This window comes from Pseudomonas sp. SMSB3, from assembly GCF_052041965.1.
Classification (GTDB): Bacteria; Pseudomonadota; Gammaproteobacteria; order Pseudomonadales; family Pseudomonadaceae; genus Aquipseudomonas.
The window spans coordinates 1-12,903 of sequence record NZ_JBKGGV010000027.1 but is presented as its reverse complement, the minus strand read 5'-3'; the positions used below and the strand labels follow the sequence as shown (position 1 = coordinate 12,903).

Genomic DNA, 12,903 nt, shown 5'->3' with positions numbered 1-12,903 from the left:
GCTTGCCCTGGGTGCGGTACACCTCACGGTGCAGGTCATCCCGTTCCATGTCGGTGATCACCTGGCCATCCAGGTTCAACTGGTGCAGGTGCCCGCTGCCGTAGTAAAGGTGGTTGAGCCTGCGGCCATCCGGGAGGGTCAGCGTGGTCAGGTTGCTGAGCGGATCGTACGCGTAGCCAAGCGTCCCATCAGGGGTGATTTCTTTCGTCAGCCGGCCCAGCACATCGTAGGCGTATTCCAGCTTTTCTTCGGTCACCCCAAGCTGCTTGCCGATGCCGCTCGGCTGTCGCTCGATGCTCAGCAGTCGGTCGGCCTCGTCATAGGCGAAGCGCTGCTGTGCATCGCGGTTGAGCTTGGCGACCAGACGGCCAATGGTGTCTCGCTCGAACAGCGTATGCCGCTCCGGACGCTCGGCGTTTTCGCCATAGCCGATTTCATCCAGCCGGGTGAGATGACCACCTTCGTTGTAGCTGAAGCGCCGAGTCAGGTTGTCCACCCGCACTTCTTCGCTCAGCCGGTCCGAGGCATCGTAGGCAAAGCTGTAGGTCGCGTTGTTTTCGTTTACCAGCGCGGTCAGGCGGATCGCCTTGTCGTACTCATAGCGAACCCGCTGCCCCTTGGCGTCTTGACGGCTGCTCGGCAGGCCGCGGGCAGTGCGCATCAGGCGGGTGGTCTGGCCTTTGCCGTCGGTGTGGCTAAGCACCTGGCCATAGACGTTGTAGGTGAACGACTCCCGAGTCCCATCCGGATGAGTAATGCGCACCACCTCGCCGTCCGGTTTGCGCTCAAGGGTAGTGGTTTGGTTCAGCGCATCGGTCACGGCTACCAACTGCGAACGCTCGTCATAGCGGTAGTAGGTGCTCTTGCCCGAGCAGTCCTGATAGCGCTCGACCTGGGCCAGGCCGTTCCACCACAGGTATTTGGACTTGTAGGTCGCATCGATGATGGTGTGCGGCAGGCCATCGTCGCTGTTGAGGTATTCGGTCATTTGGCCGAGCGCATCGAACTCGGCAAGCAGATTGCCCTTATCGTCGTAACGTGCTGTCCAGGTGCTGCCATCCGGGTAGGTAACCTTGGTGACCAGCGTCGTCAGATGGTGATACTCGTACTGGATCTTGCGGCCCAGCGGGTCGGCTTCTTCGAGCAAGCGGGCGAACTCGTCGTACTTGAAGGTCAGGCGATTGCCGTCCGGCAGGTCGAGGCCGACCATGTTGCCCTGCTCGTCCAACTCGATGGCATAGCGCTCGCCACCGTAGTCACGGCTGGCGATGACGCGGTGATCGGCGTTGTACCGCACTTCCAGTTCGCGGCCGAGCACGTCGGTGGCCCAGCTGGTGCGGGCACCCAGGTCATAGCGGAACTGGTAGTGCTCGCCATCGCTGGTCCAGTGTTCGACCACCCGCGGTTTGCCGCCCAGGGTCTCCCAGCGGTAATGACAGCCCAAGCCAAGGGCGTTGCTGTGGGTGACCATCAGGCCTTGCGCGTAACTGAAGCTGCGCACCGTGTCGCCGTTGCGATTGATCACCGCGCTGAGCTGGCCGTGTTCGTCGTAGCGATACTGCGTGAGCGTTTCGACGGCCTGGTTATTCACCACGCGCTTGATGTCGGTCAGGCGACCCAGTGGGTTATCGTAGTGCAAGTGCACGCGGGTGCCGCCGGTGGCGCTGATATCGGTCAGGGTACCGTCAGAGGTGCGAGTGAAATGCAGGAAGTGGCCAAGGGCGTTTTCGATGCGTTGCAGTGGCACCTCGGTATTGCTGTCAGGCACTTCACCAAAGTAGAAGAACACATTGTCGAGGGTCTGCAGGATGTAGTGGCCACCCTCGGTGCGCACCAGGTACACCTGTTCGTGCGGGTTGTAGATGCGCTCGCCGGGTTGCAGACTCACGAACGGCACTTCGCGGCCTTGGTTATCGGTGGGGTAGATGAATCGGCCTTCGCGACGCAGGCTCTGTTCCCACGGCAGCACCCAACCGCGCCCGAGCACGCTATCGACGGTAAGGTCGCTGGCATAGAAACGTGACCACTCGATGGGCATCAGGCCTGGTAGGCTGAAGTCGATCTCATCGGGGATGACCTTGCGCCCGGTGGTGAGGTCGACCGGGTTGCCAATCAAGCCACCGATGGCGCGGCGTGCCACGGGCTCGACCACATAGCGGCTGGCGACCTCACCTGCCACGAAGCCCGCTGTGAATTTCAGGGCGCAAGGCATGATGGCTTTCATGCCGGCCTGGGTACCGGCCTTGATTAACTGGGCGATACCACCCGCAGCACCGGCGACGGCCATCAGCACGTCTACCGTGGTGCGCAACCATTCGGGAATTTCGTCGTCCACGGGCAGGTAACGATAGGTGCCACCGCCGATGATGACATTGTCGGAGCCACTGGAAATGCTCGCCCCGCAGGTCAGCTTGTCGCCCTTGCGCGCGGCCGCCACGCTGTTGATGAAAACGTTGGTCGAACCTTCGGCGATCTGCACCGGCCCAGGATGCTTGTCACACGCCCCGATGCTCTTTTCAACGCGGGCAGCCTTGCGGCTGTTGATGAAGACGTTGGGCGAGGCAGTGGTTATCGTCCCTGTGGGTGACGAGAACATACTGCCTAGCGCCTCTCCGGCGGCGGTCAGCAAGCTGCCTCCGATACCGGCAGCGAGGCCGGCCAGCAAGGCCACGCCGAATCCGCAAGTGAACGTGGCAATGGCCACAGTGGCCACCAGCGCGATGCCCAAGGCCGCGCCCAGCAGGAAGCCACCCAATGCGCCTGTGTGTGAAATCTGGTCGCCGAACCTGGCTGCTTCGAACATGAGGGTTACTCCTGTTCGCCAGAAACGGGGCAGCCTGCGACCGGTTCGCGTCGATCCCTGTACATCAGCATCTCCCTGAAACGCACGGTGAATGTCAATCCAATTGCCGTGTAATCATCCGTGAAGGCGCTGAGTAAATAGGCTCGCGTGTTGGACTGTCAACCGATTGCAGCCCTTGTGCGGCGCGGCTTTGGAATTTCAGAAACGTCTGTAAGAAAAATCCCACGGACTACTGTGGCGAAGAGGGAATACCCGACATCAGGCAGGCTGAAGGTCCTACGATTGCCCCTTCGGCATGCGCATATGCCGCGCATACCAGGGCCTGCGCGGTGTGCGCCGGAGCAGATCGGCGGCGTCCTCTTCGCCGCTGAAGGCGATGCGCAGGGCCAGCTTCATCGCCTCGACTTCCATCTCCCCGGCGCCACCGCCAGCATCGGCGATGCCGCCACAGCCATGGGTCAGCGGCCCAAGCCAAGGGTCGCCGACCTGGACCCAGCGCCCCGGTGCGAACCACGGCACACCATTGACCTCCCGGCGTTGCACCTCGCCAGGGTGGGCACGCTCGTGGGCGCGGTACCAGTCTTCGATGCGATCGTCGAGCCAGCCATGGAAGCGCCAGAACACTGGGTTGACGTGGGATGAGAACGGGTCGCCGAGAAAGTCGTTGTCCTGGCCAAACCAGCGCGGCGCGTAGTCGGTCTGGTTGCGATCGCCGGTGACCGGCATGCCGTTGGCCGGGTCGCGGGTGACCGTGGCCCAGCGCATGTGCAGCCAGTCGTGGATGTTCAATTCGACCTCCGAGCCGAACTGGCCCAAGGTCAGCTGGCTCAGGTAGTCCGGGTCCTGGTACTGCGATTCCCACACCTGAAAGTTGCTGAAAAACGTCTCGGCGGCCTTGATGCCGTGCAGCCACTGGCTCAGCTCGTCGTCATCGGCGGCGACCCAGGCCGGCGGTACCGAGTTGCCGTCGTGGTTTTCCTGGTAGCGAATGAACCCCAGACGGTCGTACTCCAGCAGCGGCGAGGGCAATGGCAAGCGTGTCCAGTCAGGCAGGTCGGGCTGCAAGCGGCGGGCATGCGCGAGCATGTGCCGGTGCATGAAGAAAAAGTCCTCGCCCGAGCCGTTGAGGTGCTTGCGCCGTCCGCGTGCGGCCCGTTCGCCATCACGCGGGCCGGGCTGCCAGCCGGCGCCGCGCAGGCCATCGCGCTTGTGCTCATCCAGGCGGTGCCATTTGTCTCGGGTCGCGTGCCACAGCTGGTGGAACAGCCGGTGCTCGGGGGAGACCAGCCAGGCCACCAGGGCCGGCGCCAGCGGCGCGGTCTGGTGGGCCTCGGGAAAGGCCCGCTTGGTGGCGACGAAGTGATTGTCAGGCTCAACGCTCGACAACGGTCGATCGATGCGGCGAATGCGCCCGGTCAAAGTGCCGGCACCGGCATCGCCCCAGCCTGCCCAAACCTCGTCGAGGGTCGCTTGCAGCGCATGGCTGGGCGCGCTGGCCCCTGCCGGCACCAGGCGCCAGCGCACGCTGCGCGCATCAGCGGCGACCAGCTCGCCGAGCACCCGGTAGTGCGGCTCGGCCGTGCTGCGCAGGCCCTCGCCGACATCGACATAGCCGCGCAGCGAACGCCCCGTGGGGCCGACATCCAGGAGCATCTGCACGCCCGCCAGCGGCAGGCCATCAAGGCCGGCCTCGGCACCGCTGAAGCGCACGTCCCAGATGCCGCGCAGCTTGTCGGCCATGCGCACGCCTGCGCTGGCGGCGGCCTCGACCGTGGCTTCGCCAGGCGTCTGCACTTCGTCTCGTTCGAGCTGTTCATCGTAGTCGCGCGGCTGGCGCGCATACCACGCGGCCGAACCTGCTGCCCCGGCCACCGCCAACCCCGCCATGAACCCGCGCCTGGAAAACCTCATCGCCACATCCGTATCCGTGTCAGTCACGCCTATCGAGCTAGAACGAGACGCCACCCGGCAAATTTACCGGGTGCCCGCCGCTAAATTTCCCATTGGCGGCCTCGTCCCTCGGGGACAGGCAAATCCCGCGAATGCGGCTGCCGCAACCGCATCGACCCTGCAACCAACGGGATGGCAATGAACACGACACGCTTGCGCAAGGCCCCCTACCTCGCTGCCCTGGCGCTGATCCTCGCGCTCGCCGGCGCCGCAGCCTGGTACTTCTTCATTTATCTGCCAGCCGGCTATCCGCGCGAGGTGATGAAACACGCCGAGGACCTTCAGGAACGCATCATCTCTTTCGACAGCCATATCACCGTGCCGCTGAATTTTGGCACCGAAGGCAAGGAGGCCGACAAAGACGGCAATGGCCAGTTCGATCTGGTCAAGGCCGGCCGCGGGCGGCTTTCAGGCGCGGCGCTGACGATCTTCGGCTGGCCGGAAATCTGGAATGGCGCCAATGCGCCGCATCGGCCTACCGCCGCCTTCGTCGATGAAGCGCGCCTGCAGCAGGAGATGCGCTACAAGATTCTCACCGGCATGGTCCGCGATTACCCCAACCAGGTCGGCATTGCCTATACCCCGGAGGATTTGCGCCGTCTGCACGGCGAAGGCAAGTTCGCGGTATTCCTGAGCATGCTCAACGCCTACCCGCTGGGCGAGGATCTTGGCGCCCTCGATACCTGGGCCGCGCGCGGCATGCGCATGTTCGGCTTCAGCTACGTGGGCAACAATGCCTGGGCCGATTCCTCGCGCCCGCTGCCGTTTCTCAACGACACCCCTGATGCCCTCGGCGGTCTCTCAGCGCTGGGGGAGCAGGCCGTGGCCCGGCTCAACGACCTGGGCGTGATCATCGACGTTTCGCAGATGTCCACCCTGGCCCTGGAAGACGTCGCGCGCCTGAGCCGTGCGCCGATGGTCGCTTCGCACTCGGCGCCGCGCGCGCTGGTGGATATCCCGCGCAACCTCAGCGACCGCGAGTTGCAGTTGATCAAGCGCAGCGGCGGGGTGGTGCAGGTGGTCGGCTTCCCGGCCTACCTCAAGCCCTTGAGCCAAGGCACCTTGGACAAGCTCGCGGCCCTGCGCAAGCGCTTTGACCTGCAGCCGTTGACCGGCCTGGCCAACGCCCTGATGCCGGGTGACGCAATCATCGCCATCTGGCCCGAGAAGAAGTTCGGCGAGTATGCCAGTGCGCTGTACGCCATCCTCGACGAAGAGCCCCGCGCCACGGTCAAGGACATGGTCGATGCCATCGACTACACGGTGCGCAAGATCGGCATCGACCATGTCGGTATCGCGTCGGACTTCAATGACGGTGGCGGCGTCACCGGCTGGATGAACGTCGGCGAGTCGCGCAATGTCACCGCCGAGCTGATCCAGCGCGGGTATTCCGACGCCGACATCGCCAAGTTGTGGGGCGGCAACTTCCTGCGGGTCTGGGAAGCGGTGCAGCGCCTGGCCAAGCCTGCTGCCAACGCCAATACGGAGCGCGGCTGATGAACGATCGTCGCGGTTTTCTCAAGCAGGCCGGCCTGTTCGCCGCCGCCCTTCCGTTAAGTGGCAGCTTCACCCCGAGCGCGGTGGCTGCCGCCCCTGCTGCCCGGCCCAGCGCGGATAAATGGCAGGCCCTGCGCCAGCAGTTCGACCTCGACCCGTCCTACCTGCACTTCTGCAATTTTCTGCTTGCCTCGCATCCCCGTGTGGTCAGCGAGGCGATCGCAGGCTTTCGCGCGCGCCTGGATCAGAATCCGGGCGAGATGGTCGACTGGGACCGCGAAGAGCTTTGGGGCTATGAAAACCAAGTGCGCGCCTGGGCCGGTCGCTATTTCGGCGTGCAGCCGGGCCAAGTGGCCCTCACCGGCAGCACCACCGAAGGCTTGTCGATGATCTACGGTGGCCTGCAGGTGGCGCCAGGCAAGGAAATCCTGGTCAGTGCCCATGAGCACTACTCCACCAACACCCGCCTGGCCTATCGCGAACAGCTGATGGGCACCCAGGTGCGCCGAGTAGCATTGTTCAAGGACCCGCAGCAGGTTTCGGTGGACGAGATGCTCGGCAACATCCGCCAGGCTATCGGCCCGCAGACCCGCGTGCTGGGCATGACCTGGGTGCAGTCCGGTAGCGGGGTCAAACTGCCGATTCGCGAAGTCGGCGAATTGGTGAAAACCCTGAACCACAGCCGTGACGAGCAGGATCGCATCATCTATGTGGTCGACGGCGTGCATGGCTTCGGTATCGAGGATGTGAACTTCGCCGACTTCAACTGCGACTACTTCATCGCCGGCACCCACAAATGGCTGTTCGGTCCACGCGGCACCGGCGTGATCATCGCCCGCGAGGCCACGCCCCAGCCCTACCTGGTGCCCAGCCTGCCGACCTTCACCAAGGGCGAGAACTTCGGCACCTTGATGACCCCTGGTGGCTACCACGCCTTCGACCATCGGCTGGCCCTGGGCAAGGCGTTCGAACTGCACTTGCAACTGGGCAAGGCCGACGTGCAGGCCCGTGTGCACCAGCTCAACGACTACCTCAAGCAGCGTCTCGCCGAGCACGCCAAGGTGCACCTGGTGACGCCGCGCAGCAGCCAGCTCAGCGCCGGTTTCACGTTCTTCCGTGTCGAAGGCCGCGACTGCGACGCCGTCGCTCGCCACCTCATGGCCAACAAGGTCATCAGCGACGCCGTTGACCGTGACGTGGGCCCGGTGGTGCGCCTGGCCCCCAGCCTGCTCAATGACGAAAGCGAGATCGACCGGCTGATGGCCATTCTCACCCCGCAACTCGCCTGACATTTGCCTTTGAAGAGTACCGCCAATGCATAGTTTCCAACCCCTGGCCCTGGTGGCCGCCCTGCTCGCCAGCGGCAGCGCCCTGGCCACCGATGCGCACGCACCCGGCCAGACGTTCAAGGACTGCAAGGATTGCCCGCAGATGGTGGTACTGCCCGCAGGCAGCTTCACCATGGGCGTGCCAGACGATGAAGTGGGCCGCCAACCGGACGAAGGCCCGATGCACACCGTGACCTTCGCCAAGCCGTTCGCGGTCAGTCAGTTCCAGGTGCAGGCCAAGCAGCTGCAAGCCTGGCAGCGCGACGCCAAGATCACCCTGCCTGACGGCGACGACCGTCCCGGCCGGCGCTGCACCAACGGCAAGCCCAGCTACCCGCAAGGCCCCGAGCAACCGGCGGTGTGCATCGCCTACGACGAGGTGAAGGCCTACGTGGCCTGGCTGTCGAAAAAAACCGGCAAACACTATCGCATGCTCAGCGAAGCCGAGCGTGAATATGGCGCTCGCGCTGGTAGCAGCGGCCCGTTCCCGTTCCCCTTCGACGAAGGCAAGGACTACAGCATCGCCAAGCATGCCAACACCTACGGCGCCGCCGATGGCTACAACTACACCTCGCCTGCCGGCAGCTTCCCGGCCAACGCTTTTGGCCTGTATGACATGCACGGCAACGTCTACGAATGGGTCGCCGACTGTCGCCACGACGATTATGTCGGCGCCCCTGCCGATGGCAGCGCCTGGATGGAAACGAGCTGCGAGTACAACCACATTCGCGGCAACGACTACAGCGAGGCGCCGGTGTTCTCCCGCTCGGGCAATCGCAACTACCGCGAACCCTACGTGCGCGGCGACTGGCTAGGTTTCAGGGTCGCCCGCGAGCTCTAGCGCGGGCGTTTGACGCCCCCGGCCCAGGCGTTTTGCCTGGGCCGCCTAAATTTGCAGACCCCTCGTACGTCTTCCTCACAGGGCAATGGCCCCTATGGCGCCTGCCCCACAGCGCTGCCAAGCGCATCCACCAGGAACCCCACCATGAACCGATCGACCCCTGGCGCACTTCGCGAACTCCTCGGCTTGCTCAAGCCCTACCGGCTGATCGTCGCCATTGCCGTCGGGCTGGGCATCGTCGGCGGCTTGTGCATCACCTTGCTGCTGGCCAACATCAACAACCTGCTGCACGCGCCTGGGGCATTGAGCTGGGGAGTGGTGCTGGCGTTCGCGGGGATCTGCGTGGTTGCACTGGGCTCATCCATCGCATCGGACATCGGCACCAACTACGTTGGCCAGCATGTCATCGCCGGCCTGCGCCGTGACCTGGGCGAGAAAGTGCTCAGCGCTCCCATCGAGCAGATCGAGCGCTATCGCAGCCACCGTCTGATCCCGGTATTGACCCACGATGTCGATACCATCAGCGACTTCGCCTTCGCCTTCGCACCGCTGGCCATCTCGCTGTCGGTGACCCTGGGCTGCCTGGGTTACCTGGCGCAGCTGTCGTGGCCGATGTTTCTGATCGCCGCCCTGGCCGTACTGCTCGGCACCGCGGTGCAATACATCGCACGGGTCCGTGGCATACGCGGCTTCAACGCGGCGCGCGAAGCCGAGGACGAGCTACAGAAACATTATGATGGCGTTGCCAGCGGCGCCAAGGAACTGCGCATCAGCCGCCCGCGTCGCCAGCGCATGTTCAATGACCGCATCAGCCGCACGGCGAACTTCATCCGCGATACCCACGTACGCTCGATCAACATCTTCGTCATCGCCAAGAGCCTGGGCTCGATGCTGTTCTTCGTGGTCATCGGCCTGGTACTGGCCCTGCAACAGGCCCAGTTGGTCAGCGACCCCAAGGTCACCAGTGGTTTCGTGCTGGTGCTGCTCTACATGAAAGGGCCGCTGGAGCACCTGGTCTCCACCCTGCCGATCGTCAGTCGCGCGCAAATTGCCTTCCGCCGCATCGCCGAGCTATCGCAGCAGTTTTCCTCGCCTGAGCCGCACCTGCTGCTGGCCGCAGCCGAGGTGCCAGATCAGCAGATCCGCAGCCTGGAACTGCGTGACGTCGGTTTCGCTTTCCCGCCGGTGGCGGGCGCTGCGCCGTTCGCACTGGGCCCGATCAACCTGCGCATCGAACAGGGCGACATCCTGTTCATCGTCGGTGAGAACGGTTGCGGCAAGACCACCCTGATCAAGCTGCTGCTGGGCTTGTATGCGCCTCAGCACGGCCAGATCCTGCTCGATGGCCAGCCCGTCAGCGCTGCCAACCGCGACGACTACCGCCAGTTGTTCACCACCGTGTTCGCCGACTACTACCTGTTCGACGACCTGCTGCAGGATGCCCAGGCCCTGCCCGAGGACGCCGGCCAATACTTGCAACGGCTGGAGATCGCGCACAAGGTGCAGATCCGCGACGGCGCCTTCACCACCACCGATCTTTCGACCGGCCAGCGCAAGCGTCTGGCGCTGGTCAACGCCTGGCTGGAGAAGCGCCCGGTGCTGGTGTTCGATGAGTGGGCTGCTGACCAGGACCCAACGTTCCGGCGCATTTTCTATACCGAACTGCTGCCTGAGCTCAAGCGCCTGGGCAAGACCATCATCGTCATCAGCCACGACGATCGCTACTTCGATGTGGCCGATCATTTGCTGCGACTGCGCGACGGCAAGCGAGTGGAGGAGGAACTCGCCGCCCTGGCCCAGTGATCTTCCCGGTGTGGCGACCGGGCACGCTACGTAGCGCAAAAAAACTCATAACTAATCAATCTGCTGACACTGAGTATCCGCATGACCATGATCACGGTTTCGCCGCTCGCCCGGGCGGTTCGCAGTAAAACATCGCTGTTGCTCAACCCGTCACTGCTGGCCTGCGCGCTGGCAGTTTGCATGAACGCCCATGCCGAGCCTGTCGCCCTGGACATCCCGGCCCAGGGGCTGATCGGCGCGCTCAACGCATTGGCCCAGCAGGCTGACCTGCAATTGCTGTACAGCCCGGACACCTTGCGCAACACCAACGCACCGGCGATCCGCGGCAACATGGAACCGGAGCAGGCATTGCGTCTACTGCTGCGCGACAGCGGCCTGACCTACCAGCTCGACGGCCACACCGTGACGCTCAGTGGCGCCTCTGGCTCATCGGCAATGGAATTGGGGCCATTGAATATCGATGCCAGCACGCTGACGGCGACGAGTGAGGGGACCAACTCGTATGCCGCGCGTGCCGTGACCATCGGCAAGGGCGTGCACACGCTCAAGGAGACGCCGCAGTCGGTCACCGTCATGACCCGCAAGATGCTCGATGACCAGAACCTCAACACCCTCGAGCAGGTATTGGACAAGACGCCCGGTATCACCACCTACGACTCGCCCATGGGCGGCAAGTACTTCTATTCGCGCGGTTTCAATCTCGACGGCCAGTACCAGTACGACGGCGTGCCGCTGGATGTGGGCGGCAACTACGTGCAGGCCAACAGCTTTTCCAGCGACATGGCGTTCTATGATCGCGTGGAAGTCCTCAAAGGCGCGGCCGGTATGATGAAAGGCTCGGGTTCATCGGCCGGTGGCGTCAACTTCGTGCGCAAGCGTGGTCAGGACAAAGCCCATACCAGTGTCACCCTCTCCGCTGGCAGCTGGGACAATTACCGCAGCCAGGTGGACGTGGGCGGCCCGCTGAACGCGTCGGGCAGCGTCCGCGGCCGGGCCGTGGCGGCGCTGCAGGACAAACAGTATTTCTACGATAACTCCAAGCGCCAGGACCGTATTGCCTACGGCGCCATCGACTGGGACGTGACCCCCGACACCACGCTCGGCTTCGGCCTGGCTTACGAGGATGTCGATGCCACGCCCTGCTATCACGGCCTGCCCCGTTATGCCGACGGCAGCGACCTGAAGCTGTCGCGTTCGACCTGCCTGGGCGCCAGCTGGAACGACTTGCAAAGCGAGCGCATCACCGCCTTCGCCGACCTCAAGCACCGTTTCAACGATGACTGGTCGCTGAATTTCGCGTCGGTGTATACCCACAACAACCAGAACATCGAGTACGGCTATTCCGAGGGCTCGGTGCCGGTGGGGGCCAATGCCGGAGCCATGGGTCGTTACTCGGGCCGCTTCGACTACGACCAGGACGACTACGGCTTCGATAGTTACATCGATGGCAAGTTCGATGCGTTCGGGCTGGAGCACGAGCTGATCGTCGGGGTCAACGCCAGTCGGCAGAAGAACCATGATTACTTCGCCTTGCTGGCCTTGAGCGGCAGGCAGAACCCGTTCGACCCCTCGGACAACTTTCCGCACCCGTCCAAGGCCGATTATCAGACCGGCACCCTTCGCGGCGGGCCATTTCCGACCGATTCCACTACCAGCCAGTGGGGCACCTACGCCAACCTGCGCCTGAAACTGGCCGAGCCCCTCACCCTGGTGCTGGGCACCCGCGTCAGCTGGTACCGCAACAGTCGCGATTCCTACACCCAGCGCTGGGACAGCTGGGAGCATATCCGCAGCCAGGAAAACGGCGAAGTTACCCCGTTCGGCGCCTTGCTCTACGACCTCGACGAGCAGTGGACCGCGTACGCCAGCTATGCGCAGATCTTCCAGCCGCAAGGCAATCTGACTACCGCTGACGGTCAGTCGCTGCAGCCCAAGACGGGTGGCAGCTATGAACTGGGGATCAAGGGCGAGCTGTTCGACGGCAACCTCAACACCTCGTTCAACCTGTTCCGCACCATCGAAGACCACCGCGCTGAAACCGACTATGAAAATGTCTGCGCCGGTTCCAGCGACGGCTATTGCTACACCGACAGCGGGAAGGTCCGTGCCCAGGGTTTCGAGGCCGAAATCAGCGGCTCGCCGATCGACCGTCTGCAATTGCTTGCCGGTTACACGTATACCCAGACCAAGTACCTGAAAACCATCAACGACACCGACCCAACCGAGCTGACCTTCACCTCCAGCTTCATTCCGCGGCACATGCTCAAGGTCTGGGGTGACTACCAGCTCGACGGTGCGCTGGATCGCTGGACGATCGGTGCAGGGGTGTCCAGCCAGAGCGACAACTTCCGCCGTCAGGGCAACACCCGCATCGAGCAAGCGGGCTACACCCTGTGGAGCGGCCGTGTGCAATATTGCCTGGACGAACACTGGACCGTGGCGGTCAACGGCAACAACCTGTTCGACAAGAAGTACTACAGCACCATCGGGGCCACGGGTTGGGGTAATTACTATGGCGAGCCGCGCAACTTCATGCTGACCCTGAAGGGGGATTTCTGACGGGTGCTCGCTGCTAGCGTTCGCCTTGCAGGTTGCAGCGCCTGAACGGTCGAGCGCCGCCCGCGCGGCGCATCGCGAGCTGTGCTCGCTCCTACGGTTTTTTTCGGGCCCGTGTAGGAGCT

7 protein-coding genes are annotated in these 12,903 nt (G+C 63.7%); 5 read left to right on the top strand and 2 right to left on the bottom strand.

From position 1 onward, the window contains the following. Both ACLEJW_RS23055 and pvdP read right to left on the bottom strand, forming a co-directional pair. Positions 1-2,803 (bottom strand): DUF6531 domain-containing protein (locus ACLEJW_RS23055; RefSeq protein ID WP_440778307.1); only part of this gene is annotated, 2,803 nt, incomplete at its 3' end. Between the two features lie 276 nt (positions 2,804-3,079). Then, positions 3,080-4,714 carry a pyoverdine maturation tyrosinase PvdP gene (gene pvdP, locus ACLEJW_RS23050; RefSeq protein WP_440778306.1) on the bottom strand — a complete coding sequence of 545 codons (1,635 nt, stop codon included), beginning with the start codon at positions 4,712-4,714 and terminating at the stop codon, positions 3,080-3,082. Positions 4,715-4,891: 177 nt separating this feature from the next. On the opposite strand from pvdP, the gene pvdM reads away from it, so the two are divergent. The 5 genes from pvdM to ACLEJW_RS23025 all read left to right on the top strand — a co-directional run bounded on the left by pvdM (position 4,892) and on the right by ACLEJW_RS23025 (position 12,781). Beyond that, complete coding sequence (gene pvdM, locus ACLEJW_RS23045) at positions 4,892-6,250, top strand: pyoverdine-tailoring dipeptidase-like protein PvdM (protein WP_145189533.1); 1,359 nt, start codon at positions 4,892-4,894, stop codon at positions 6,248-6,250. Next, the gene (gene pvdN / locus ACLEJW_RS23040) at positions 6,250-7,539 is read left to right on the top strand and encodes a pyoverdine-tailoring periplasmic protein PvdN (protein WP_440778305.1); all 1,290 of its coding nucleotides are present in this window, start codon (positions 6,250-6,252) and stop codon (positions 7,537-7,539) included. The genes pvdM and pvdN overlap by 1 nt, the downstream gene beginning before the upstream one ends. A 25-nt stretch (positions 7,540-7,564) precedes the next feature. Next, positions 7,565-8,419, top strand: a complete 855-nt coding sequence (gene pvdO, locus ACLEJW_RS23035) for a dihydropyoverdine dehydrogenase (RefSeq protein ID WP_313646623.1) — start codon at positions 7,565-7,567, stop codon at positions 8,417-8,419. Between the two features lie 144 nt (positions 8,420-8,563). Continuing rightward, on the top strand, positions 8,564-10,222 hold the full coding sequence (locus tag ACLEJW_RS23030; protein ID WP_145189542.1) for a cyclic peptide export ABC transporter: 1,659 nt from the start codon (positions 8,564-8,566) through the stop codon (positions 10,220-10,222). Between the two features lie 81 nt (positions 10,223-10,303). After that, positions 10,304-12,781 (top strand): TonB-dependent siderophore receptor, encoded by a 2,478-nt coding sequence (locus ACLEJW_RS23025; RefSeq protein WP_440778304.1) that lies wholly within the window; start codon positions 10,304-10,306, stop codon positions 12,779-12,781. The last annotated feature ends 122 nt before the right edge of the window (positions 12,782-12,903 follow it).

Coding starts and splice junctions, on each gene's coding strand:
- pvdP (WP_440778306.1), bottom strand. CDS start 4,714: ATGAGGTTTTCCAGGCGCGGGTTCATGGCGGGGTTGGCGGTGGCCGGG.
- pvdM (WP_145189533.1), top strand. CDS start 4,892: ATGAACACGACACGCTTGCGCAAGGCCCCCTACCTCGCTGCCCTGGCG.
- pvdN (WP_440778305.1), top strand. CDS start 6,250: ATGAACGATCGTCGCGGTTTTCTCAAGCAGGCCGGCCTGTTCGCCGCC.
- pvdO (WP_313646623.1), top strand. CDS start 7,565: ATGCATAGTTTCCAACCCCTGGCCCTGGTGGCCGCCCTGCTCGCCAGC.
- ACLEJW_RS23030 (WP_145189542.1), top strand. CDS start 8,564: ATGAACCGATCGACCCCTGGCGCACTTCGCGAACTCCTCGGCTTGCTC.
- ACLEJW_RS23025 (WP_440778304.1), top strand. CDS start 10,304: ATGACCATGATCACGGTTTCGCCGCTCGCCCGGGCGGTTCGCAGTAAA.